A 22,007-nucleotide genomic window follows, 5' to 3' on the forward strand; every position below is an offset into this window, starting at 1 on the left:
GGCGGCGGGAGATGACGCCCGGCTCCAGAATCAGGAACCGAGCGCACGTGTATCCTGCATCCCCGCCCGGTTTTCTTCTGTTCCAGAATTTCACCGCCGGAGACATGGAAACGTCGTCCCAACGGAAAGGTCAGTGCCCGGGCTCGGAGATCTTCCTGTGGCCCGCCGAGCGGATCTCCTCGAGCTTTCGCTTGAGCCGCAATTGGCGGCGGTTCTGGTACGCGGTGATCAGCGGAAGCGTGACCTGATAGGCAACGAGGCCGGCGATGAAACCCGGCAAGATTCCTCCGACCAGGAAGGGCAGTAAGATCTCGTGGTAGAAGAGGCCGAGGCGGTGCCAGTTGGCCACGTCGTCGGTGAAGAGTGCCACAAAATTCGTCCAGAGGTCGGCAAAGGCGCCTGAGAAGGTGTGCATCAGCCGCTCGCCGATCTTCTCGTGCGCTGCATGGCTCAACTCGCGCGCCGCGTGCGGCACCTCCAGTCCCAGGATCCAATAGCCCATGCGGAGCGAAATCGCCGCGATGATCGGAAAAGTGATCGGGTTGCCGAAGAAGGTGGCCAGGAGCGCTGCAAGGATGTTACCGCCCACCACCTTGGCAACGATGAAGGCGGTGAGGAAGTGGAGGCCGTAGAACGGGGTGAAGGAGACGAAGACTCCGGCAAAGATCCCTCGGGCGATCCGGTGCGGCTTGTCAGGAAGGCGGCGGATGCGGTGCTTGACATAGATCGCCGCGCGCCCCCAGCCGCCGCGCGGCCAGACGGTCTCGCCAAGGATCCGGAGCCAACTCCGTTTGTCTCGCCTCTTGAAGACCACGCTTCAGGACCTCTTCATTCGTACGCGGCCATGCGCTGTGCCACACGTTCGAGCGGGCGGGCTGCACTACGGTCGGCCCTGCGCAGTCGCTTGACCTCGGCGACGTCGTTGTCCGCCTCGAGCGCCGTCATGACCATGTGCAGGTTCTCCACATCCCTCAGATCCACGTCGATTTCGAGGCGATAGTAGTCCGGTTTCCTGTCCACGAAGTGCAAATCCGAGATATTGGCCTTCTGCTCCCCGATCAATGTGCAGATTCGCCCAAGAACCCCGGCGTCGTTGCTGATCGTCATCTCGAGAGTCACCGTATAGGCCGCCGGGTGAAGGCCGGAATGCCAGTGCAGGTCGATCCAGCGGTCGGGCTGGTCTTCGAGGTCGACGAGGGTTGGACAGTCGATCGCGTGCACCACGACCCCCTGGCCGCGATAGGTGATGCCGACGATCCGCTCTCCCGGCACCGGTTGGCAGCAGGTTCCGCGCGTCGGCGTCTGGTCGGGAGCGAGGCCGAGCACGGCGCGGCCCTGCTCGACCTCCTCGCCCTCGCGCGTGGCGAGTTCGGGGTAGAGCGTCGAGACGACGTCGCGCGCCGTTAGTTCGGCCGAGCCAAGCCGGGCGAGCAATTCCTTGTGGTCCTGCAATCCGAGCTGTTTCGCCGCCGTCTTCAGTGCCTTGGGCGTCGATCGCTTGCCGACATGTTCAAAGGCCACGCGCGCCAGTTCTCCTCCGAGCTTGATGTAGCGCTCCCGGTTTTCCTCGCGAAGGCTCCGCCGGATGGCGGATTTGGCCCGTCCGGTGACCACGATGTCGAGCCATGTCGCCTGCGGCCGCTGGCCCTCGGCGGTAATGATCTCCACCGACTGCCCGTTCTTCAGCCGCGTCCAGAGTGGCACCCGTACACCATCGATCTTGGCGCCGACGCAGCTGTCGCCGATCCTGGTGTGAATGCCATAGGCATAGTCGAGCGGCGTCGCCCCCTTGGGCAGCTTCACCACGTCGCCTTTTGGCGTGAAGCAGAAGACTTGGTCCGAATACATCTCGAGCTTCATGTGCTCGAGAAAATCCACCGTGTCGCTCTCGTTGAACCGCTCGGAGAGGTTGCTGATCCATTCGGCGGGATCGACTGCGAAAGGGTTCTCGGCCCGAACGCCGTCGCGATAGGACCAATGCGCAGCGACACCCGATTCCGCGACCTCGTGCATCTGCCGCGTACGGATCTGCACTTCCACCTGCTTGCCGTCGCGCCCCGAGACCGTGGTGTGGATCGATCGGTAGCCGTTCGATTTCGGTTGGCTGATGTAGTCCTTGAACCGCCCCGGCACCGCCTTCCAGCGCTGGTGGATCGCACCGAGCACGCGATAGCAGTCCTGCACGTCGTTGGTGATGACGCGGAAGCCGTAGATGTCGGCGAGCCGCGAGAAGCCGAGTCCCTTTTCCTGCATCTTGCGCCAGATCGAATAGGGCTTCTTGGCGCGGCCGAAGACATCGGCCTCGATGCCGACCTTGTCGAGCTCAAGGCGGATGTCGTGGGTGATCTTGTGGATCACGTCGCCGGTTTCGCGCTGGAGCGTGATGAAGCGGCGGATGATCGAGCTGCGCCCTTCCGGGTTGAGCACGCGAAAGGCTAGGTCTTCCAACTCCTCACGCATCCACTGCATGCCCATGCGGCCGGCGAGCGGAGCATAGATGTCCATCGTCTCCCGCGCCTTCTGAACCTGCTTTTCCGGGCGCTGATACTTGATCGTGCGCATGTTGTGCAGGCGGTCCGCGAGCTTCACCAGGATCACCCGGAGGTCCTTGGACATCGCGATCAGCAGCTTGCGGAAGTTCTCGGCCTGCTTGGTCTCCGAGCTCGAGAGCTGCAGGTTGGTGAGCTTGGTGACGCCGTCGACGAGCTCGGCCACGTCCTTGCCGAAGCGCGCTTCGACATCGGTATAGGAGGCGCGGGTGTCCTCGACCGTGTCGTGCAGCAGCGCAGTGATGATCGTGGCGTCATCAAGCCGCTGTTCGGTCAGGAGCGCGGCCACCGCGACGGGATGGGTGAAATAGGGCTCGCCCGAGTGCCGAACCTGACCGTCATGCATCTTGAACCCGAAAGCATAGGCTTCGCGGATCTTGGCGGTGTCGCTCTTCGGGTTGTAGGCGGTAACGAGCGCGATCAGGTCCTCGACGTCAATCATGCGCAGGGGCCACTCGCTACCGTGCCGGGCCGGTCCGGACTAACTACCGAGGCTCCTGCGCTTCCATCAGGGCGCGCAGCAGTTTTTCCTCGTCCATGTCGTCTCGTTCAGGCTTGTCGGGAGCCTCGGCGCCCATCAGCAGCGCCATCGAATCCTCTTCCGGCTCGTCAACCTCGATCTGGGTCTGGTTGGCCTCGATGAGACGCTCGCGCAGAGCGCCCGAGAGCTGGGTCTCGTCGGCGATCTCGCGCAGCGCGACGACCGGGTTCTTGTCGTTGTCGCGGTCCACCGTGATCGCGGACCCGGCGGAAATCTCGCGCGCCCGGTGAGCGGCAAGCATCACCAGTTCGAAACGGTTGGGAACCTTGTCAACGCAATCTTCTACGGTCACGCGGGCCATAGGGAACTCCAGTCCTGCCGTGGGTGGGAGCGCGTTTCATATCGCCCCTTGGCAAAAAGCGCAAGCCTTGCGCCTTCAAAGAGCGGTGACAGCGGCGCGGTCGGCTTCGGGCAGCGCCGCGCATAGCTCGGCAGCGGTCCGTCCCAGGACCGGGTGACGCCAGCCGGGCGCGATCTCGGCCAGCGGCACCAGGACGAAGGCGCGATCCTGCAGGCGCGGATGCGGCAGGATCAGCTGCTCCGGCGCGCGAGAGGTCTGTTCTTCGAAGGAAAGATCGTGCCAGAGCGTCCAGGTGTCCAGGTCCGGCACAACGGTTGCCCCGTAGTCCAGCAGGTCGAGGTCGAGAGTCCGGGCAGCCCATCGGCTTTCGCGGCGCCGGTCGAACGCCGCCTCTATCGAGTGAAGATGCGAGAGCAGCGCCTCGGCCGACAGGGTCGTCTCGAGCTCCGCGACCGCGTTGACATAGTCCGGCCCCGCGCCTGCCGGCACGCAAGGTGTGCGGTAGAGCCGGCTGGTCGCAGTGATCCGGACTGATTCGCTGCCGAGTGCCGACAGCGCCGCCCTGATGGTCTCTGCGGTCGAAAGGTCACGTGATGCGACATTAGACCCGAGGCCAATCAACGTCTTTGTATCCGTTATGTGACGTGTTATAGCTTGAAGCACGGAGGGTTTTCCCTATTTTGGCCCGACCGTTGCGCACTGTTCCACTCAACCACTTTCATGGGCGCGCGGTATACCGAAAGGAAATTTGATGTTCTACAGGGACGAGCGGCTTGCGCTCTTCATCGACGGGTCGAACCTGTATGCGGCCGCAAAGGCGCTCGGATTCGATATTGACTATAAGCTGCTACGACAGGAATTCATGCGTCGCGGCAAACTCCTGCGGGCTTTCTATTATACCGCGCTTCTGGAGAATGACGATTATTCGCCGATCCGCCCGTTGGTGGACTGGCTGCATTACAACGGCTTCTCCATGGTGACCAAACCGGCCAAGGAATATATCGACAGCCAGGGTCGCCGGAAGGTGAAGGGCAACATGGACATCGAGCTGACGGTCGATGCCATGGAACTGGCTCCGCATGTCGATCACATCGTGCTGTTCTCCGGGGATGGAGATTTCCGGCCGCTTGTGGAGACTCTGCAACGCTCCGGCGTACGGGTTTCGGTCGTTTCGACAATCCGCAGCCAGCCGCCGATGATCGCCGACGAACTGCGCCGGCAGGCGGACAATTTCATCGAGCTCGACGAGTTGAAGGACGTGATCGGCCGGCCGCCACGCGAGCCGCGCACCGAGACGACTCGTTCCGAGGAATTCGCGCGCGACTGACGGGACCAGCGCGGCGCGTCGAGTGTCGGTCCGCCTGTTGCGGATCGTCCCTCTTGGCGTGGGCTCGCCGCGCCCCGTCACAGGCTTTCTGAAGACCTCACTTTGCGAGGGATGAAGGTGCTTGAGCTGGCGCTGTAGACCGCCGCGCGGCAGGAGCGGGCCGGGACACTCCCGGCGAGTGATTTGCTTTCCGTGGCTTAATTGGGCAGATTGCGCCCATGTATGCCTCTCATGGATTCTTGCGGTCAGACATTGGCGATGTCGATGTCGTCTACCACGATGGCCGTTATCACCTTTTTCACCTCGTGCTTCCCAACCACGATTTCATCGCCCATGCCGTCAGCAAGGACGGCATGACGTGGCGGCGGGTTCGGAACGCGCTGTTCGTCGGCGATCCCGGCAGCTGGGACGACGACATGCTCTGGACCATGCATGTCTCGCCGGACCCGGAACAGCCCGGCGCCTGGCGGATGTTCTACACAGGTCTGTCGCGGGCCGAATACGGGCGTGTCCAACGCGTCGGCCTGGCACGGTCCGAAGACCTCTACACCTGGACCAAGGACGAGTCCGCCGGCTACCCGCTGGAAATCTCGGGCGCCTGGTACGAGTCAAGGGTCGATGAGGGCCGCAAATGGGTCAGTTTCCGGGATCCCTTCTTCTATCGGGACGCCGAGAGCGGCGCGGGCTACCTGCTGGCAGCCGCGCGCACCAAGGACGGCCCGATCATTCGGAGGGGATGCGTGGGCGTTGCCCGCGAGACAGCGCCCGACCAGTTCGAGTTCGAGTCGCCGCTGCACCGGCCTGGCCTCTATGACGATGTCGAAGTGCCCAACCTGATCGAAATCGGCGGGCGCTTCTACCTGATCGGCTCGATCCGGGAAGACACCAAGATCCACTACTGGTACGCCGACGACCTGCGCGGCCCCTTCTGGAACTTTTCGGACAACGTTCTGTTGCCGAAGGGGAATTACGCCGGGCGGATCTGCCGGTGCGGGGACAAGGTACTGTTGTTCAACTTCTTCCAGAGGCCCGAGATCGTCAACGGCCGCGAGGTGATCGCCCGTCTTCTGCCGCCGCCGAAAGAGTTGGTGGCCGATGACCGCGGACGCCTCATCCCGACATCGTTCTACGGTTTCGACGAACTGGTCCGGGACCGTTTCCGCGTCACCGGTCCGGCAGAGTTCTCCACCCTGTTCCGCAATCCACACGCAACGATCTCGGATGGCGGCGGCGAGGTGCATGTCTCCTGCGAGAGCGGATATGAGGCATTTCTCGTGCCGGGCGAACACGAGAATTTCCGGCTGCGGGCGCGGCTTCAGCTCGAAGGGATCGGAAAATGCGGCCTGGTGCTGCGGGTCTCCGAGGAGGGCGACGGTTACTTCCTCGCGCTCGACCTGGTGCAGGGCTACGCGCAACTTCGCCGCTGGGGTGCCAATCCCAATGCCGAGTTCGAACATGCGTTCAACTTCGCCACGCTACAGAGCGGCAGTTTCCTGAGCCATGACCCCCGCAAGATCTGGGACATCGAGATCGTCGCGCACGGCTCGTATCTCGAGTTCTCGATGAACGGGCAGGTTACGCTCTGCGTGGCCGACGAAACCTATGGTTGCGGGCGGCTCGGTTTCTACACCGAGTCCGCCAAGATCCGTCTGGAGGATATCACGGTGGAGACGCTGCACCGCGCGATGGCGGAAGAAGAGACGGTCTACACCTCGACCCGGCACAGCGACATGCCGAGCGCGCGGGAAATCCCGATAGGCCCATGACCGACAGGACTCAGGAAAGCAGCGCCTGGCTTCTGGTGAGCGATATCGACGACACGCTGACCGGAGACGACGCCGCTCTGGAGCGGTTCGCGCAGGCGATCGGACGGAGCCGCCACCGGCTACGCGTCGCGGTGAATTCGAGCCGCCCGGCTGGAAGCGTCGCGCGCACTCTGCAAAACGACTTCCCGGACGGCTTCGTGCCGGATGCCGTGATCACCGCGCTCGGGACAGAAATATCGCTCGACGGCCGACCACTGCCGGATTGGGAGGCACGCTTCGCCGGCTGGCCGCAGGCACGGATCTATCGGCTGCTGGAGGCGCTCGGACACCGGCCGCACGCGGACGAATTCCAGACCGGACGCAAGGTCAGCTTCGCGATTCCCGCCGGCACGGCGCAGGACGAGGCCCGCGCCGCGCTCGCTGCGGACGGGCTCCCCTGCCGGATCATCGCCTCCGGCACCGACGATTTCGACGTCATTCCGGAAAACGCGGGCAAGGATGCCGCCACGCTGGCGCTGGCCGCGGCGCTCGGCTGCGGGCTCTCGCGGCTCGTCGTCGCCGGAGACAGCGGCAATGACCTCGCGATGTTCCGCGCGGCGCAAAACCGGATCGCCGTGGCGAATGCGCGCCACGAGCTTGTGAGCCGGCTCGACCCCGGCTCCTTCTACCATGCACGAAAGCCCCATGCAGCCGGAGTGCTGGAGGGGCTCATTCATTTCGGCGCCCTGCCGGGCGATGCCGAAGAAAACTGAACAAGAAAAAGGAGGCCATACCTTACCCATGGCAAATTCTCACTCCGGATCGCTCATGCTGATCTCGCTCCACGGCTATGTTGCGGGATCGCCCGAACTCGGCAAGCCTGACACCGGCGGGCAGGTCGTCTTCGTCATGGAACTGGCCAAGCGCTTTGCGCGGCTCGGCTACAATGTCGACGTGCTGACCCGGCAGTTCGAGGATCAGCCTGCCGAGGACAAGATCAACGACAACCTGCGGGTCTGGCGGATCCCGTTCGGCGGCAAGAAGTTCATCCGCAAGGAGGACATGCACGACTGGTACGGCGATTTCGTCTCCAACACGCTTGCGGCGATCCGTCGGCATGGGCTGCATTACGACGTGGTGAACAGCCACTACTGGGATGCCGGCGTGTCGGGCCAGAAGATCGCCGAAGAGCTGGAAATCCCGCATATCCACACGCCGCATTCACTCGGCTGGTGGAAGGCCAAGGACATGAAGAGCCTCGGCGAGGGCAAGGCCGCGAATTACCGGTTCGACGAGCGCATCCAGAAGGAATTCGTGCTTTACCGGAGCTGCGACCACGTCATCACCACGAGCGAGCAGCAGACGACGTTGATCGAGGAGGAATACGAGCTGCCGAGCGGGCATATCACGATGATCCCGCCAGGCATTGACGAGGCGCGCTTCACCCCCGTGACGCCGCAGCAACTCAGGGATATCCGCGCGCGGCTCAACATGTCCGACAAGGACGTCTATGTCGTCGGGCGTGCCGCGACCAACAAGGGCTACGACCTCGCGATCCAGGCGCTGTCCTATCTCCGGCAGATGCAGCCAGACGCGCGGCTGGTGCTGGCGGCCGGTGCAAACTCGGACGAGGACCGAAAGCTGATCGATTCCTGGAAGGCGCAGGCGGCGGAGCTCGGCGTTTCCGAGCACATCGACTGGCGGGGATATGTCGCGGACGACGAACTGGCCGACTATTACCGCGCGCCGGGCGTCTTCGCCCTGCCGTCACGCTACGAGCCGTTCGGAATGACCGCCGTCGAGGCGATGGCCTGCGGCACGCCCACGGTGCTCACCACGCGCGGCGGCCTGTTCGAGCAGGTGGAATTCGGCCGGCATACCCTGGCGGCCGATCCCACCCGGCCGCAGGAGTTCGCGGCGATGCTGAACATGCCGATGCAGCACGAGCGGTTGCGTGAGACGCTTATGGTCGAAGGCGCACGTTTCGCCCGGCGTCAGTTCGGCTGGACCGGCATCGCGAGACGGACGGTCGAGATCTTCGAAAACTTCAAGGGACGCTACCAGTCCGCGTTCCAGTAACATGCGGGTGCCGGCGGGCTTAGCGTGCCCGCCGCGCCCGAAACCCGCTGGACGCCGGCCGTCCCTCCGCTTACCTCTGAGCCCGGAGGTGCCCATGACCCGACCCGCCCTGACACTCTATCTCGCCGCGCCCCGCGGCTTCTGCGCCGGCGTCGACCGGGCCATCAAGATCGTCGAGATGGCGCTCGAGAAATGGGGGGCGCCGGTCTATGTGCGCCACGAGATCGTCCACAACCGCTTTGTCGTCGACGGCCTGCGCGCCAAGGGCGCCGTCTTTGTCGAGGAGCTTGAAGACTGTCCGCCCGACCGCCCTGTCATCTTCTCTGCCCATGGTGTGCCAAAATCGGTTCCGGCGGAGGCAGAGCGGCGCAACATGATCTATGTCGACGCCACGTGTCCGCTGGTGAGCAAGGTGCATCTGGAGGCAGAGCGCCATGCGGAGGCGGGTCTCCAGATCGTCATGATAGGCCATGCCGGCCATCCCGAAACGATCGGCACGATGGGCCAGCTTCCCGAGGGAGAGGTCCTGCTGGTCGAGACGGCCGAGGACGTCGCCGGGCTCTCGGTGCGCGATCCCGAGAGGCTCGCCTACGTGACCCAGACCACGCTTTCGATCGACGATACGGCCGGCGTCGTCGCCGCGCTCAGGGCGCGGTTCCCCGCCATCGTCGGGCCGCACAAGGAAGATATCTGCTACGCCACGACCAACCGCCAGGAAGCTGTCAAGGCGATGGCGCCCAGAGTTGACGCGATCCTGGTGATCGGCGCGCCGAATTCTTCCAACTCCCGCCGCCTCGTCGAGGTCGGCGCGCGGGCCGGCTGCGGCCATGCCCAGCTCGTCCAGCGTGCGACCGACATCGACTGGCGGTCGCTCGAGGGCGCGCGCGCGGTCGGCATCACGGCGGGCGCCTCTGCCCCCGACGTGCTCGTCCAGGAGGTGATCGACGCCTTCTCTGACCGCTACAAGGTCTCTGTCGAGACGATCGAGACCGCGCGGGAGACAATCGAGTTCAAGGTTCCGCGCGTCTTCAGAGAGGCCCACGCATGATCTCGCTGCACTTCCTCATTACCGCTTTCGTCGTTGTCGTCGCGCCGGGCACCGGCGTCGTCTACACGCTCGCCACTGGGCTAGGCCGGGGCCGACGTGCCTCGTTCTGGGCGGCGCTCGGCTGCACGTTCGGTATCGTGCCGCATCTCGCCGCCGCCATGCTTGGCCTCGCCGCCGTACTTCACACCTCCGCCCTGCTCTTCCAGGTGGTGAAATTTGCCGGCGTCGCCTATCTGCTCTGGCTTGCCTGGCAGGCGCTGCGCGAAGGCGGCGCGCTCGCAATCACGCCGAGCCGCGCGGCGCCGAACGCCTGGCCGATCGCCCGCCGCGGTGCACTGATCAACATCCTCAACCCGAAGCTCTCGATCTTCTTCCTCGCGCTTCTGCCGCCCTTCCTGTCCGGCGACCCGGCCAGTGCAACACCCGAGATGCTGCTTCTCGGCGGTATCTTCATGGCGATGACATTCGTCGTCTTCGCGCTCTATGGGGCGTTCGCCGCCGCCGCCCGCGACTCGGTCCTCTCGAGCGAACGCGCGATGCGCTGGCTCAACCGCTCCTTCGCGGCGATTTTCGCTGCGCTCGGGCTTCGGCTCGCCTTCGAGCGGGCATGACGCGGGATTCGCGCACCCTCGCGGTCTATGACAACCAGGCAGAGGGCTATGCCACGCTCAACCGGTCCGACCGACCCTACCGGCAGCTCGAACGGTTCATCGACAGCCTTCCCGAAGGCGGCGACGTGCTCGATCTCGGCTGCGGGCCAGGGAACTGGGCGGCGCGGATGGTGGAGCGCGGGCTCAGGGTCGACGCGGTCGATGCCTCCGCCGGCATGGCCGAGGTCGCGCTGCGACGGCACGGCATCAAGGTTCGGCAGGCGGCGTTCGAGGAGATCGACGGCGAGGCTGTCTATGACGGCATCTGGGCGCATTACAGCCTGCTTCACGCCCCGCGCGCTGCATTGCCGGGTCTGCTCGCGGCGCTTGCGCGGGCGTTGCGGCCGGGCGGGCTCCTCTTGCTGGCAATGAAGCTCGGGACCGGCGAAGCGCGCGACGGCAAGGACCGGCTATACACCTATTACGAGCAGGCGGAACTCGAGGAACTGCTGGCGGGGGCCGGATTTTTGGTGACGGACAGCGAGACCGGCGAAGGCACCGGGTTCGACGGCAGCACGCATCGCTTCATCCTTCTCCGGGCACGACGCCCCTGACCGCTTGCCCCGTCCCGCGCCCTGCTTTATCCGCCCGGCATGGCTGATCTCTATGCATTCACGGACGGCGCCTGTTCTGGCAATCCCGGTCCCGGCGGCTGGGGCGTGCTCCTGCAGGCGCGCGAGGGCGAGACTGTCGTCAAGGAGCGCGCGCTGTGCGGCGGCGAGACTGCGACCACAAACAACCGGATGGAACTCCTGGCGGCGATCAACGCGCTGGAGAGCCTGAGCCGTCCTTCCGCGATCACCGTCATCACCGATTCGGCCTATGTGAAGAACGGGGTCAGCGGCTGGATCCATGGCTGGAAGCGGAACGGCTGGAAAACGGCGTCAAAGAAGCCGGTGAAAAACGAGGAACTCTGGAAGCGGCTGGACGCGGCGCAGGCGCGCCACGAGGTCCGCTGGGAATGGGTGAAGGGCCACGCGGGGCACCCGGAGAACGAGCGGGCCGACGCGCTCGCGCGGGAGGGGATGGCGCCCTTCAAGGGCTGAAACGGCCCCGGGCTGCCCCGCCTCAGCCGAGCGTCGGCGGCAGGTCCATGCCCCGCAGGATCTCGCCTGCCGGCATCGGCCGCTTGCCCTGCCGCTGCGCCTCCAGCACTTCGACGGCCCCCGACCCGCAGGCGACCCTGAAACCCTCGAGCACCGTGCCCGGCGCGCCCTCACCCGTAGCCAGACGGCTTCGCAGGAGCTTCACCCGCTCGCCGCCAATCTCGCACCACGCACCCGGGAAAGGCGAGAGACCGCGGATCTGGCGGTCCACCACTTCTGCGGGTCGGGACCAGTCGATCCGGGCCTCCCCCTTGTCGATCTTCTCGGCATAGGTGACGCCCGCCTCGGGCTGCGGCTCGGGCACGAGCCCGTCGATCCGCGCCAACGTCTCGGCGATCATCTCCGCGCCCATCGCAGACAGCCGGTCATGCAGATCCGCCGTGGTGTCCTCAGCCCCGATCGAGGTGGCGCGGCGCATCAGCACCGGGCCGGTGTCGAGCCCCGCCTCCATCTGCATGATGCAGATGCCGGTTTCGGCATCGCCTGCGAGGATCGCCCGGTGGATCGGCGCGGCGCCACGCCAGCGCGGCAGCAGCGAGGCGTGGATGTTCAGGCAGCCGCGCTCCGGTGCGTCGAGCACGGCGCGAGGCAGGATGAGCCCGTAGGCCACGACCACGGCGATCTCGGCGCCCAGCGCGGCGAAGGCGTCCTTTTCTTCCTGCGGCTTCAGGGAGATCGGGTGCCGGACGGTGAGCCCGAGCGCCTCGGCACGGGCCTGCACCGGGCTCGGGCGGTCCTTCTTGCCACGTCCGGCGGGGCGCGGCGGCTGTGTGTAAACTGCAAGGATCTGGTGGCCGGCCGCGATCAGCGCGTCAAGCGCCGGCACGGAAAACTCCGGCGTTCCCATGAAGACGAGTTTCATCCTCTCCCCCCGGCCTTGCGGGCCTTCTTCAACAGCATGTCGCGTTTGGTCCGGCTCAGCCGGTCGAAATACATCCGCCCCGCAAGATGGTCGATCTGGTGTTGTACCGACGTCGCCCAGAGATCCTCGAAGACGCGGGTCACACGGGCACCGGTCTCGTCGGTATATGCCACGTCTACCCGGGCCGGCCGCTCCAGCCGTGCATGCATGCCCGGCAGGTTAGGGCTGCCTTCGTCATAAGCAAAGAGCGCGTCCGAGGCGGACAGGATCTCCGGATCGGCGAGCCGCACAACCTGTCCGCGTTCCTTCGAGCAATCGACCACGGCGAGGCGCAGCATCACACCGATCTGCGGCGCGGCGAGACCGAGGCCGGGCATCGCTTCCATCGTGTCGACCATGTCGTCCCAGGTGGCCCGGATCGCGTCGGTGATCTCGCCCACCGGCGCGGCAGGCGTCCTGAGCCGCCGGTCGGGCCAGGGGACGAAGGGCCGGACGGGCATGCGCCTCAGGCCCGCGCCCGCTCGCGCTTGAGCTTCTGCATCTTGCGCGTGATGAGCTGGCGCTTCAGCGGCGTGAGGTAGTCGATGAAGAGCACGCCGTCGAGATGGTCGATCTCGTGCTGCACGCAGGTCGCCCAGAGCCCGGCGAAATCTTCCTGCTGCTCTGCACCGTCGCGGTCGATCCAGCGCGCCGTAACCTCCGCGGGGCGCTCGATCTCGGCGAAGTTCTCCGGGATCGAGAGGCAGCCCTCTTCGTAGGTGTTCTTTTCCTCCGACGCGGCGACGATCTCGGGATTGAACATGACGATCGGGCGCGGCTCGCCTTCGCCGTCGCGCACACAGTCGAGCACGATCAGCCGCTGCGTGACGCCGACCTGCGGCGCGGCGAGACCGATGCCGGGCGCATCATACATCGTCTCGAGCATGTCGTCGGCGAGCCGCCGAAGCTCGTCGGTGATATCCGGCACGGGATCGCAGACCTTTTTCAGGCGCGGATCGGGATGTATGAGGATCGAACGAAGGGTCATGGAGGGGCATTTAGGCCAAGCCCGGCCGACGCGCAATATCGGGGGGTTGCGCCGGGCGACGCGGCGCGTAGTTTCCCGCCTGACAAACACAGGGAATACGTCATGTCCTTCGACGAGATCATCGACCGGTTCGGAACCCATTCCGCGAAATGGGACATGATGGAGCCCAATTTCGGCGTGCCGGCCAAGGATGGCATTGCCATGTGGGTGGCCGACATGGATTTCCGCCCGCCGCATTCGGTTCAGAAGGCGGTCGAGGACATGGCCGCGCACGGGGTCTATGGTTATTGGGGCGCGCGCACCGAGTATTATGCGGCCATCTGCTGGTGGATGAAGGCGCGGCATGGCTGGGAAGTCGATCCCGGCTCGATCTTCGCCACCCACGGGCTGGTCAACGGCGTTGCGCTCTGCGTCGACACCTGGACCGCGCCGGGCGACGGTGTGGTTCTGATGACGCCGGTTTACCACGCCTTCGGCCGGGTGATCCGGGCCGCGGGCCGGGAGGTGGTCGAGTGTCCGCTGAAAACCGTGTCCGGCCGGTACGAAATGGATTTCGACGCCTGGGACGCGCAGATGACCGGCCGCGAAAAAATTCTGATCCTCTGCTCACCGCACAATCCGGGCGGCCGGGTCTGGACCCGCGAGGAGTTGGAGGGTGTCGCGGCCTTCGTGCACCGTCACGACCTCATCCTGATCTCGGACGAAATCCATCACGACCTCGTCTTCCCCGGCGCGGTCCATGTCCCGATGGCGACACTTCCGGATATCTCCGACCGGCTGGTGATGATGACCTCCGCCTCCAAGACCTTCAACATCGCGGGCACGGAGACAGGCAATGTCATCATCTCCGATCCGGAGCTGCGCAAGGCGTTTGCCGCGCGCATCTCGGCGCTCTCCATCTCGCCGAACAGCTTCGGCATCGCCATGACGACGGCCGCCTATACGCCCGAGGGCGCTCAGTGGGTCGATGCGCTCGTCTCGTATCTCGACGGCAACCGCAAGCTCTTCGACGGAGCGGTGGCGGAGATTCCGGGCCTCGCCTCGATGCCGCTCGAAGCGACCTATCTCGCCTGGGTCGATTTCGCCGGTACCGGCATGGAGCGGGAGGAGTTTACCCGCCGGGTCGAGCAGGACGCGCGCATCGCCATCAACCGCGGTCCGACCTTCGGTGCCGGCGGCGAGAGCTTCCTGCGGTTCAATTTCGCGACCCCGCGAAGCCGGGTCGAGGAGGCGATGGACCGGCTCGCTGCCGCCTTCGCAGACCTTCAGTGATGGGCCTTCTTGCCCCCGGCTGGCTGACGGCGGCGTTCCTCGCGCCGGCCGGCCTTCTCGGGGCGACTCTCTGGCACCATTACGAGCCCTGGGACATGACGCCGCCGCGGGAGTTGACCGAGCAGGTCGACCGGATCGTCATCGAAAAGGGCAAGCGGACGATGGCGGTCTATCGGGACGGAGAGATCCTCAAGCGCTATTCCATCTCCCTCGGCTTCGCGCCTGAGGGCGACAAGGAACAACAGGGCGACGGGCGGACGCCGGAGGGGGGCTACCGCGTCGACAGGCGCAATACGCAGAGCCGTTTCCACCTTTCTCTCGGTATCGATTATCCGCGGGCCGAGGACCGCGCCGAGGCCGCTGCCCTCGGCGTCAGCCCCGGCGGCGACATCTTCATCCACGGCCAGCCGAACCGGCTGCCGGATTACATGAAGCTCCCTGGCGACTGGACAGAAGGCTGCGTGGCGCTGACCAATGCAGAGATCGAGGAACTGTTCCGCCACACACCGCTCGGGACCGAGGTCGAGATCCTGCCCTGAACGCGCGTTCAGGCGTCGAGCAGCACCTCGAACTCGCCCATGACTATCCGGATTCCGTCGAAAGGCGGTTCCCGCAGGGTGCCATCCTTGAATCCGGCCATCATCGCCTCGCCAACCTTCGGCATGCCGGCGTCGTGCACGGCCTTCGACGGCCATTCGACGATCCCGGTCACGACCGTCTCGTGCGGCTCGCTTTTCACCGCCTGCGGAAAGGAGGTGACCTTTCCCGGCGGCACATTCGTGCCCCGGGATTTCGAGGACGCGGGTTGCCCCGTGCGCCCGGAAAATCGGCGCCCTCTCCTGGCAATGCGCGATGTTGGCATCCTTCGCATCCGTCGATACGGCGGCGACGAAACCGGTTACGTAGGCCATCTCAAACCTCCTCTTCGGGAGCGGCCGACGCGTCGGCCTCCAGCGCTGCAATGTCGATCTTCGCCATTTCCATGAGCGCGGCCCCAACCGCGGCACCACCGCCCGAATACATGGGCCGCGGCAGAGCCTCGGGGACGATCTGTCAGACGCTTCTGGCGCAGACGTTCGACGCGGCGCCGTGAAGGCACCAGATGCGCAGAGGCCGAAAGCATCATGTGCAAAAATCCGCGATCCGGCCTGCGCTCACGCCTGTTTCCCAAAGCCCTCGCATGACCCATCTGTTGTCAGGAACACGAGGAGACACGCGATATGGGCCTTCTGATTGACGGCAACTGGCAAGACAAATGGTATGACACGGAAAAGACCGGCGGCGCCTTCAAGCGCAGCGAAGCGGGTTTCCGAAACTGGATCACGACCGACGGCGCGCCCGGACCAACCGGCGAAGGCGGTTTTGCGGCCGAGAGCGGCCGCTACCACCTCTATGTCTCCTATGCCTGCCCCTGGGCGCATCGCACGCTGATCTATCGTAGCCTGAAGGGGCTCGAAGACCACATCTCGGTCTCGGTGGTTCACCCGCACATGCTCTCGGAGGGCTGGAGCTTCGACACGGATTTCCCGGGCGCGACCGGCGACCACTTGTATGGCCTGCCCTTCCTGCGGGACGTCTACTTGCGCGACACACCGGACATGACCGGACGCGTGACCGTCCCGGTGCTCTGGGACAAGGCGCAGGAACGGATCGTCTCGAACGAGAGCGCAGAGATCATCCGCATGTTTGGCAGCGCGTTCGACACCCTGACTGGAAACCGGCTCGACCTGCTCCCGGCCGATCGCGCGGGGGAGGTCGACGCCATCAACGAGCGCGTCTATGCAGGGCTCAACAACGGCGTCTATCGCGCCGGCTTCGCCACCCGCCAGCATGCCTACGATGCCGCGGTGGCCGATGTCTTCGAGACGCTCGACTGGATGGAAGACCGTCTGTCCCGCCAGCGCTTCCTCGCCGGAGACCGCACCACCGAGGCCGACTGGCGCGCCTTCACGACGCTGGTGCGCTTCGACACGGTCTATCACGGGCATTTCAAATGCGCCCGCAACCGGCTTGCCGACATGCCCAATCTCTTTGCCTACACGCGGGAGCTCTACCAGTGGCCGGGGGTCGCCGCGACGGTGAACTTCGAGCATATCCGGCAGCACTACTACTACAGCCACGACGTCATCAACCCGACCCGCGTGGTGCCAATCGCTCCCCGTATCGATTGGGAAAGCCCGCACGGGCGCGAGGAACTCAACCGCAAACGGCCGGCGGCCTAGGGCGGCTCACCCCGGCGACGCCGCCGCGCCGTGATACTCGACCATCGCCGCCAGATCCTCTGGCGGCGTGCCCGTCGGCAGGTAAGCATAGGCATTGGCGGCGATGGCAAAGATAGACCCATCCGAGAAGAAGCTTGTGTCGGTGACAAAAATCACCTTCGCCTCCGGTCGGCGGTAGGAGGCGAAATCGGCCACGGCCAGGGCGCTGCCCTCTTCTAGCTGGATGTCGAGGATGATGACGCGAATGTCGGTTTCATGCAGAACCGCGGTGGCATCCGTCTGACCGTGCGCCAGCGTGACAAGGCACCCCTGGCGCTCCAGATGACGCTTCCAGAGCCATCCGAGGTCTTGGTTGCTTTCGACGATCAATACTTGCATGACGCCTCCGCGCCGGCCCTCTCCGACACTCGTGACAGCCTTCCTGCGCCGAAAGCGTTAACGAATCGTAAACGCAACGTTCCGCCGGGCGGGGCCCAGCCCTCCGTCGCACGGACCGTTCGGGGCGGGCACTTTGCGCCCTCGCTCGCGGAGTCACAGAACACGGAAGCCGACGGGAACCGGTTCGGCACCCCCGGCTCCCGGACCGCATCCTAGTGCGGCGTGTGGGATCCGCGCGACCGCGGGTCCCGGACCATCATGCCGCCGCGCCAGCGCTCGCGGTTGAACCATTCGATCGTTCCCTCGCGCGCCACGCCGCCATCCGGGTCGTTCAGGAAGACAGTCCCTCCGCCGTCACCCTCGGTGCTGGCCCCCGTGACCACGATAATATGCGCGACGCCATACCAGTCGCCATCGGCCCAGATCGGACCGTATTGCCGAACCGTCGCGATCAGGGAACTTGCCGTGAACTCGTGCGATGCGGAGTTCAACTGAGCGAGATTTTCGTTCCGGGCAAGCTCCCGGTGTTGCGCCGGCGAAATCCCGGAATTGGCCTCGAAAACCCGGGGGAGCCCGAGCCGTGGCCCCGCCTCCCAGTAATAGTTGACCATGCAGACCGCCGCATACCAGCAGGACATCGTCCGCGATTGTGCGAGAAGCGGAACATTCAAGCGAATTTCGGACATGAGCCTGTTCCCTGATGATTTTTGTCTAAATTGGATCGTGATGCGCAGGCATAGTCTGCCGATTCGGGCAGTACCGATCAACAAATGCCTGTCCCTGTCCGGCTGTGCACGGCCAAGCGGCAACGCCGCAGGCCGGCTTCCGGACCTGTTGACCACTTCACTTCCGCTGTGAAACCCGACACAAGGCCGGGGCATTGCCGTCACCGCGGCACCACGGACAGGAAGGGTCATGGACGAGGCTTCTGCAGCGGGAACCGCGCGCGACGGGCGGGATCATGGCGGCGGAGTCGACGCCGCCCGCGCCCGCTGGGGTGGCACCCGGACGGACTGGCTGGACCTCTCGACGGGCATCAACCCGGTGCCCTACCCGCTTCCGGCGCTGCCGCAGGACGCGTGGACAGCGCTGCCCGACCGCGATGCCGAGGCCCGGCTGGTCGCCGCCGCCCGGCGGTTCTGGTCGGTCCCCGCGGCGCTCGAGATCCTGCCCACCCCCGGCGCCTCCGCGTCGATCGCCCGCATGCCGGCACTGCTCGACGCGTCCGGGCCAGTGCATATTCCCGAGCCCACCTACAACGAACACGCCGCCGCCTTCCGCGCTGCGGGCCGGCGTGTCCAGGCAGAGCCCGAGGCGCGGCCCGTCGCCACCGTTCTCGTGCATCCCAACAACCCCGACGGCCGACTCTGGACAGAGGAGGCGCTGCCCGAAGATGGTCTGCTCGTGCTCGACGAGAGCTTTTGCGACACCACGCCGGCGGACAGCCTTCTGAGGCTCGCCGCGCTGAGGCCGCGCACGCTTGTGCTCAAGAGCTTTGGAAAGTTCTGGGGGCTTGCGGGGCTACGCCTGGGCTTCGTCATCGGCCCGCCGGAACTGATCGCGCCGCTGCGCGAGATGATCGGGCCCTGGGCGGTCTCCGGGCCGGCGCTGGAAATCGGCGCCGCGGCGCTCTGCGACCGCGACTGGGCCGAAGCGACACGCACGCGCCTCGCGCGGGATGCCGCCCGCCTCGACGCGCTTCTGGCGGCGGCCGGCGTCGAAAAACTCGGCGGCACATCGCTCTTCCGCCTCTTTCGCGCCGAGGACGCGACCGCGCTCCAGGAACGCCTCGCCCGCAGCCATATCTGGACCCGTCGCTTTCCCTATTCGGAGCACTGGCTCCGCCTCGGCCTGCCCGGCGACGCGGCAGGTTGGCGCCGGCTCGACGCGGCGTTGACATGAGCGCCGCGCCGGAGATCCTGCTCCTCGCGCTGCTGCTCGACGCCGCCCTCGGCGAGCCGGCTTGGCTCTGGTCGCGCCTTCCGCATCCGGCGGTGCTGATGGGCCGCGCCATCGGTTGGGCCGACCGCCGCTTCAACCGCGGCGGACAGCGCCGGCTGCGCGGGGCTCTCGCGCTGGCCGGTCTCACCTCCGTCGCGATCGCGCTCGGATGGGCGATCCAGGCCCTGCTGCCGGGGCGCCTGGCCGACATCGTCCTGGTGGCGATCCTGCTGGCGCAGCGTTCGCTGGTCGAGCATGTCGCAGCGGTGGCAGCGGGGCTTCGGCAGAGCCTGGAGGCAGGACGGCGCGCGGTATCGATGATCGTCGGTCGCGACACCGATGGCATGGACGAACCCGCCGTGGCCCGCGCCGCGATCGAGAGCGCGGCAGAGAACCTCTCCGACGGTGTCGTCGCACCAGCCGTCTGGTTCCTTGTCGGCGGCCTGCCGGGCGTCCTCGCCTACAAGCTGGTTAACACTGCCGACAGTATGATCGGCCACCGGACGCCGCGCCACGAGGCCTTTGGCTGGGCGGCGGCACGGCTCGACGACGTGATGAACTGGATCCCGGCACGGCTCACCGGGGCGCTGATCCTGCTCTCTCACGGCGAACCCCGGGGATGGGCCGCAGTGGCACGGGAGGCCCGCCAGCACCGCTCGCCCAATGCCGGCTGGCCCGAGGCCGCGATGGCGCGTTGCCTCGACACGGCGCTCTCGGGGCCGCGCAGCTATGACGGCGCGCAGCGTGATTTCCCGTACATCCACCCGACGGGCGACCGTTTTCCAGACGCTCGCAGCGTCGACCGGGCGGTGACGGCGCTCTGGCGCAGTTGGGTCGGCCTTGCTCTGGCGACCGGGCTGATCCTTCTGCTGAGCTGACCGGATTGGCGCCGGCGGGAGTCTGCTGTGACTGCCGGGCAACCGTCCTGCCTCTGCCGCGCCGGCCGGCGAGACGCGGCGCAACCGAGCGGATAGGCTTCCCCCAAAAATCCGGCCCGCGGCCGGCTGCCCCGACACTGGTTTCGCCCCGATGAGATACCTCGTCCTGCTCGCCCTCGCCGCGCTCGCCGTCGCCCTGCCGATCCTGACAGCGCCGCGCGCTTCGGAGGACATGCTCGCCCTCTGGCTCGCCGCGAGCGCGCTGGCGGCAGAGCGGCCCGATCTCGTCTACGCCCCGGCGGGCGAGGTCTTCACCATGCGCCCGCCAGAGGAGGCGTGGCTCGCGGTGGCGGCGGCGATTGGGCATGAGGGCGCGGTCTATCCTTATCTCTACCCGCCGATCTGGGCCGCACTTGTCCGGCCGCTCACGCACTGGCTTAGTTTCGCCACATTGGAGACGCTCGCCACGTTGCTCGCGCCGCTCGCGCTTCTGGCGACGAGCTGGCTAGCCTGGCGCGCATTTCGGCCAGGGCTCCGGGCGACCGACTTTATCCTGACAGGTCAGATCCTCTTCTACGCCACCTCTATCGGCGCACTTGCGGTGCAACAGAACCAGCCGCAGATCCTCGTGGCCTTCCTGCTGGTTCTCGCGATCGAGCGCAGCCGCGCCGATGCCCAGATCGCTTCCGGCGCCGCACTCGCGCTCGCCGCGGCGATCAAGCTCTACCCGCTGCTTTTCGCACCCATCCTGCTTGCGCGCGGGCAGCGCCGCGCCTTCGCCGCCTTCCTCGTCACCGGCGCGGGCCTTGCCGCAGCCTCGGTCTGGCTGGCCGGCTGGCCGCTGCATTCCGAGTTCCTTGCCGGAGTGGCCAGCATCGCCGGCACCGCGATCCGGATTCCCGCCGCCTACGGCCTCGACACCGTTCTCGCCAACCTGCTGCCCGATGCCTGGATGACGACAATCCCCGTCGCGAGCCTCGCCGAAGGTGCCAACGGAGGCTGGCAGGTGTTCGCCAAGCCGCCTGCCTGGACCATCGCCACACGCGTGCTGCTCGTCACCGGCATCGTCCTTCTCTGGCGCCGCGCCAGCCGCCTGCCACAGGAGCGACTACCCCACACACTCTGGCCGGTTGCGCTCATCGGTTTCTCGCTGCTGATCCCGCTCGCGTGGTGCTACTATTTCCTCGCACCGCTGGCCTTTGCACCCGGTCTGCTCGCCAGCTACGGGCCGCGACGTGGCGCGGCGCTGCTGCTGGCCATCCTGCTTCCGGTTTCGATCCCGCTCATTCAGGTTAACCGCGCGCTCCTCCTGATGCCGCCGGCGGCAATGCCGGCGCTCGGCTTCGCCGCGATGCTGGCCCTGTTGATCGCCTTCGCGCTTCAGCCTGCCGCTCAGAAAGGCCGGACCACGTTGCCGGAATAGAAGTAGAGCCCGAGTCCCGCGAGGAAGATCGCATTTCCCGCCGCCGCATGCATTAGCCAGGCGAGCGGAAAGGAGCGGCGCACCTCGTAGGCCCAGGCAAAGGCCATGCCGCCGAGGAAGGTCATGACCAGCACCAGCCAGGACCAGTACATCAGGTGCGCCAGCGAGAAGAGACCGGCATTGAGCAGGAGCGCTGCGCGCGGACTCCGCGTCAGGATCGGCGCGTATCGGCGGAAGAAGAGCGCGCGGTAGACGATCTCCTGCGGCAGCGCCGACACCAGCGGATAGAGCACGAAGATCATCGCCATCAGCGCGGGCTCATAGCGAGGCAGCGCGAAGAGCGCCCCGGGGCGCGTCGCCGCAAGCAGCGCCGCGCCGAAGGCCAGGACAAGCGCGAAAATGCCTGCGACGAGACGCAGATCGGTTCGCCCGATCCCCACGGCAAGGTCGCGCCAGCGAAAGCTGGCGGTGAGATGGAGAAGCACGATTCCGAATGCCGTCACCGCGAAGAGCGCCGGGAACATCCAGCGCGGCGGGACCAGCAGCGCCATCGCCAGGGGTGCGGCCACGAAGAAGCCGAGGAATTCCGCCCACAAACGCATCGTCGATGGCGGGGCCGGTTCCCTGACCATTGTCCGCTGCACCCCACATCTCCTTC

At 66.1% G+C, this 22,007-nt stretch carries 25 protein-coding genes and 1 pseudogene; 14 read left to right on the forward strand and 12 right to left on the reverse strand.

The window, feature by feature from the left end; all coding sequences use genetic code 11:
* Positions 1-130: 130 nt before the first annotated feature.
* From EU800_RS03805 to folK, 4 genes are all read right to left on the reverse strand, one after another.
* On the reverse strand, positions 131-814 hold the full coding sequence (locus tag EU800_RS03805; RefSeq protein WP_129628706.1) for a DUF2062 domain-containing protein: 684 nt from the start codon (positions 812-814) through the stop codon (positions 131-133).
* A 14-nt stretch (positions 815-828) separates the two neighbouring features.
* Positions 829-2,991 carry a bifunctional (p)ppGpp synthetase/guanosine-3',5'-bis(diphosphate) 3'-pyrophosphohydrolase gene (locus tag EU800_RS03810; protein ID WP_129628708.1) on the reverse strand — a complete coding sequence of 721 codons (2,163 nt, stop codon included), beginning with the start codon at positions 2,989-2,991 and terminating at the stop codon, positions 829-831.
* A gap of 43 nt (positions 2,992-3,034) precedes the next feature.
* A complete protein-coding gene (gene rpoZ / locus EU800_RS03815; protein ID WP_129628710.1) occupies positions 3,035-3,391 on the reverse strand; it encodes a DNA-directed RNA polymerase subunit omega in 357 nt (118 codons plus the stop codon).
* A 75-nt stretch (positions 3,392-3,466) separates the two neighbouring features.
* Entirely contained in the window at positions 3,467-4,012 is a 546-nt protein-coding gene (gene folK / locus EU800_RS03820; protein ID WP_242500394.1) for a 2-amino-4-hydroxy-6-hydroxymethyldihydropteridine diphosphokinase, read from the reverse strand.
* A gap of 130 nt (positions 4,013-4,142) precedes the next feature.
* On the opposite strand from folK, the gene EU800_RS03825 reads away from it, so the two are divergent.
* The 8 genes from EU800_RS03825 to rnhA all read left to right on the forward strand — a co-directional run bounded on the left by EU800_RS03825 (position 4,143) and on the right by rnhA (position 11,286).
* The gene (locus tag EU800_RS03825) at positions 4,143-4,718 is read left to right on the forward strand and encodes an NYN domain-containing protein (protein ID WP_129628712.1); all 576 of its coding nucleotides are present in this window, start codon (positions 4,143-4,145) and stop codon (positions 4,716-4,718) included.
* 218 nt (positions 4,719-4,936) lie between these two features.
* Positions 4,937-6,484 carry a glycosyl hydrolase gene (locus tag EU800_RS03830; protein WP_129628714.1) on the forward strand — a complete coding sequence of 516 codons (1,548 nt, stop codon included), beginning with the start codon at positions 4,937-4,939 and terminating at the stop codon, positions 6,482-6,484.
* The gene (locus EU800_RS03835; RefSeq protein ID WP_129628716.1) at positions 6,481-7,236 is read left to right on the forward strand and encodes an HAD-IIB family hydrolase; all 756 of its coding nucleotides are present in this window, start codon (positions 6,481-6,483) and stop codon (positions 7,234-7,236) included. Before EU800_RS03830 ends, EU800_RS03835 begins: the two co-directional genes overlap by 4 nt.
* A gap of 28 nt (positions 7,237-7,264) precedes the next feature.
* Positions 7,265-8,542, forward strand: coding sequence for a glycosyltransferase (locus tag EU800_RS03840; RefSeq protein WP_129628718.1), 1,278 nt, complete (start codon positions 7,265-7,267; stop codon positions 8,540-8,542).
* 94 nt (positions 8,543-8,636) lie between these two features.
* Positions 8,637-9,590 (forward strand): 4-hydroxy-3-methylbut-2-enyl diphosphate reductase, encoded by a 954-nt coding sequence (ispH, locus tag EU800_RS03845; protein ID WP_129628720.1) that lies wholly within the window; start codon positions 8,637-8,639, stop codon positions 9,588-9,590.
* Positions 9,587-10,201: a LysE family translocator gene (locus tag EU800_RS03850; RefSeq protein WP_129628722.1), complete on the forward strand. Its 615-nt coding sequence runs from the start codon at positions 9,587-9,589 to the stop codon at positions 10,199-10,201. Before ispH ends, EU800_RS03850 begins: the two co-directional genes overlap by 4 nt.
* Positions 10,198-10,794, forward strand: a complete 597-nt coding sequence (locus EU800_RS03855; RefSeq protein WP_129628724.1) for a class I SAM-dependent methyltransferase — start codon at positions 10,198-10,200, stop codon at positions 10,792-10,794. The genes EU800_RS03850 and EU800_RS03855 overlap by 4 nt, the downstream gene beginning before the upstream one ends.
* Before the next feature lie 39 nt (positions 10,795-10,833).
* Complete coding sequence (gene rnhA, locus EU800_RS03860) at positions 10,834-11,286, forward strand: ribonuclease HI (RefSeq protein ID WP_129628726.1); 453 nt, start codon at positions 10,834-10,836, stop codon at positions 11,284-11,286.
* Between the two features lie 22 nt (positions 11,287-11,308).
* Here the strand turns inward: rnhA and fmt are convergent, their stop codons facing one another.
* The 3 genes from fmt to def (EU800_RS03875) are packed head-to-tail and all read right to left on the reverse strand — an operon-like array spanning position 11,309 to position 13,235.
* Entirely contained in the window at positions 11,309-12,208 is a 900-nt protein-coding gene (gene fmt, locus EU800_RS03865) for a methionyl-tRNA formyltransferase (protein ID WP_129628728.1), read from the reverse strand.
* Positions 12,205-12,708: a peptide deformylase gene (gene def / locus EU800_RS03870; protein ID WP_129628730.1), complete on the reverse strand. Its 504-nt coding sequence runs from the start codon at positions 12,706-12,708 to the stop codon at positions 12,205-12,207. The genes fmt and def (EU800_RS03870) overlap by 4 nt, the downstream gene beginning before the upstream one ends.
* Before the next feature lie 5 nt (positions 12,709-12,713).
* On the reverse strand, positions 12,714-13,235 hold the full coding sequence (gene def / locus EU800_RS03875; protein ID WP_129628732.1) for a peptide deformylase: 522 nt from the start codon (positions 13,233-13,235) through the stop codon (positions 12,714-12,716).
* Between the two features lie 102 nt (positions 13,236-13,337).
* Between def (EU800_RS03875) and EU800_RS03880 the strand changes: the two genes are divergently transcribed.
* A complete protein-coding gene (locus EU800_RS03880) occupies positions 13,338-14,507 on the forward strand; it encodes a MalY/PatB family protein (protein ID WP_129628734.1) in 1,170 nt (389 codons plus the stop codon).
* Entirely contained in the window at positions 14,507-15,046 is a 540-nt protein-coding gene (locus tag EU800_RS03885; protein WP_129628736.1) for a murein L,D-transpeptidase family protein, read from the forward strand. The genes EU800_RS03880 and EU800_RS03885 overlap by 1 nt, the downstream gene beginning before the upstream one ends.
* Positions 15,047-15,054: 8 nt before the next feature.
* On the opposite strand, the gene EU800_RS27210 is transcribed toward EU800_RS03885, so the two are convergent.
* Complete coding sequence (locus EU800_RS27210) at positions 15,055-15,282, reverse strand: DUF1428 family protein (protein ID WP_207209845.1); 228 nt, start codon at positions 15,280-15,282, stop codon at positions 15,055-15,057.
* A pseudogene (locus EU800_RS29075) lies at positions 15,281-15,418 on the reverse strand (DUF1428 family protein); the annotation flags it as partial. The gene EU800_RS27210 and the pseudogene EU800_RS29075, both read right to left, overlap by 2 nt.
* Before the next feature lie 309 nt (positions 15,419-15,727).
* Here EU800_RS29075 and EU800_RS03895 point away from each other — a divergent pair.
* Entirely contained in the window at positions 15,728-16,729 is a 1,002-nt protein-coding gene (locus EU800_RS03895) for a glutathione S-transferase family protein (RefSeq protein ID WP_129628738.1), read from the forward strand.
* Positions 16,730-16,735: 6 nt separating this feature from the next.
* Here EU800_RS03895 and EU800_RS03900 read toward each other — a convergent pair whose 3' ends face one another.
* Complete coding sequence (locus EU800_RS03900) at positions 16,736-17,107, reverse strand: response regulator (RefSeq protein ID WP_129628740.1); 372 nt, start codon at positions 17,105-17,107, stop codon at positions 16,736-16,738.
* A 212-nt stretch (positions 17,108-17,319) separates the two neighbouring features.
* Positions 17,320-17,793: a papain-like cysteine protease family protein gene (locus tag EU800_RS03905; RefSeq protein WP_165354553.1), complete on the reverse strand. Its 474-nt coding sequence runs from the start codon at positions 17,791-17,793 to the stop codon at positions 17,320-17,322.
* Positions 17,794-18,022: 229 nt separating this feature from the next.
* On the opposite strand from EU800_RS03905, the gene cobD reads away from it, so the two are divergent.
* The 3 genes from cobD to EU800_RS03920 all read left to right on the forward strand — a co-directional run bounded on the left by cobD (position 18,023) and on the right by EU800_RS03920 (position 21,349).
* On the forward strand, positions 18,023-19,009 hold the full coding sequence (gene cobD, locus EU800_RS03910) for a threonine-phosphate decarboxylase CobD (RefSeq protein WP_129628744.1): 987 nt from the start codon (positions 18,023-18,025) through the stop codon (positions 19,007-19,009).
* Positions 19,006-19,926 (forward strand): adenosylcobinamide-phosphate synthase CbiB, encoded by a 921-nt coding sequence (cbiB, locus tag EU800_RS03915; protein ID WP_129628746.1) that lies wholly within the window; start codon positions 19,006-19,008, stop codon positions 19,924-19,926. Before cobD ends, cbiB begins: the two co-directional genes overlap by 4 nt.
* Before the next feature lie 151 nt (positions 19,927-20,077).
* The gene (locus tag EU800_RS03920) at positions 20,078-21,349 is read left to right on the forward strand and encodes a glycosyltransferase family 87 protein (RefSeq protein ID WP_129628748.1); all 1,272 of its coding nucleotides are present in this window, start codon (positions 20,078-20,080) and stop codon (positions 21,347-21,349) included.
* Here EU800_RS03920 and EU800_RS03925 read toward each other — a convergent pair.
* The gene (locus EU800_RS03925; RefSeq protein WP_242500396.1) at positions 21,319-21,993 is read right to left on the reverse strand and encodes a CPBP family intramembrane glutamic endopeptidase; all 675 of its coding nucleotides are present in this window, start codon (positions 21,991-21,993) and stop codon (positions 21,319-21,321) included. The two genes, EU800_RS03920 and EU800_RS03925, sit on opposite strands and share 31 nt — an antisense overlap.
* Positions 21,994-22,007 lie beyond the last annotated feature (14 nt).

This window comes from Tropicimonas sp. IMCC6043 (genome assembly GCF_004146235.1).
In the GTDB taxonomy this organism is placed as follows: domain Bacteria; phylum Pseudomonadota; class Alphaproteobacteria; order Rhodobacterales; family Rhodobacteraceae; genus Tropicimonas.

Coding starts and splice junctions, on each gene's coding strand:
- EU800_RS03885 (WP_129628736.1), top strand. CDS start 14,507: ATGGGCCTTCTTGCCCCCGGCTGGCTGACGGCGGCGTTCCTCGCGCCG.
- EU800_RS03835 (WP_129628716.1), top strand. CDS start 6,481: ATGACCGACAGGACTCAGGAAAGCAGCGCCTGGCTTCTGGTGAGCGAT.
- cobD (WP_129628744.1), top strand. CDS start 18,023: ATGGACGAGGCTTCTGCAGCGGGAACCGCGCGCGACGGGCGGGATCAT.
- rpoZ (WP_129628710.1), bottom strand. CDS start 3,391: ATGGCCCGCGTGACCGTAGAAGATTGCGTTGACAAGGTTCCCAACCGT.
- def (WP_129628730.1), bottom strand. CDS start 12,708: ATGCCCGTCCGGCCCTTCGTCCCCTGGCCCGACCGGCGGCTCAGGACG.
- EU800_RS03830 (WP_129628714.1), top strand. CDS start 4,937: ATGTATGCCTCTCATGGATTCTTGCGGTCAGACATTGGCGATGTCGAT.
- EU800_RS03855 (WP_129628724.1), top strand. CDS start 10,198: ATGACGCGGGATTCGCGCACCCTCGCGGTCTATGACAACCAGGCAGAG.
- EU800_RS03825 (WP_129628712.1), top strand. CDS start 4,143: ATGTTCTACAGGGACGAGCGGCTTGCGCTCTTCATCGACGGGTCGAAC.
- EU800_RS03900 (WP_129628740.1), bottom strand. CDS start 17,107: ATGCAAGTATTGATCGTCGAAAGCAACCAAGACCTCGGATGGCTCTGG.
- rnhA (WP_129628726.1), top strand. CDS start 10,834: ATGGCTGATCTCTATGCATTCACGGACGGCGCCTGTTCTGGCAATCCC.
- ispH (WP_129628720.1), top strand. CDS start 8,637: ATGACCCGACCCGCCCTGACACTCTATCTCGCCGCGCCCCGCGGCTTC.
- EU800_RS03840 (WP_129628718.1), top strand. CDS start 7,265: ATGGCAAATTCTCACTCCGGATCGCTCATGCTGATCTCGCTCCACGGC.
- EU800_RS03905 (WP_165354553.1), bottom strand. CDS start 17,793: ATGTCCGAAATTCGCTTGAATGTTCCGCTTCTCGCACAATCGCGGACG.
- cbiB (WP_129628746.1), top strand. CDS start 19,006: ATGAGCGCCGCGCCGGAGATCCTGCTCCTCGCGCTGCTGCTCGACGCC.
- EU800_RS03810 (WP_129628708.1), bottom strand. CDS start 2,991: ATGATTGACGTCGAGGACCTGATCGCGCTCGTTACCGCCTACAACCCG.
- EU800_RS03920 (WP_129628748.1), top strand. CDS start 20,078: ATGAGATACCTCGTCCTGCTCGCCCTCGCCGCGCTCGCCGTCGCCCTG.
- fmt (WP_129628728.1), bottom strand. CDS start 12,208: ATGAAACTCGTCTTCATGGGAACGCCGGAGTTTTCCGTGCCGGCGCTT.
- def (WP_129628732.1), bottom strand. CDS start 13,235: ATGACCCTTCGTTCGATCCTCATACATCCCGATCCGCGCCTGAAAAAG.
- EU800_RS03895 (WP_129628738.1), top strand. CDS start 15,728: ATGGGCCTTCTGATTGACGGCAACTGGCAAGACAAATGGTATGACACG.
- EU800_RS03850 (WP_129628722.1), top strand. CDS start 9,587: ATGATCTCGCTGCACTTCCTCATTACCGCTTTCGTCGTTGTCGTCGCG.
- EU800_RS03880 (WP_129628734.1), top strand. CDS start 13,338: ATGTCCTTCGACGAGATCATCGACCGGTTCGGAACCCATTCCGCGAAA.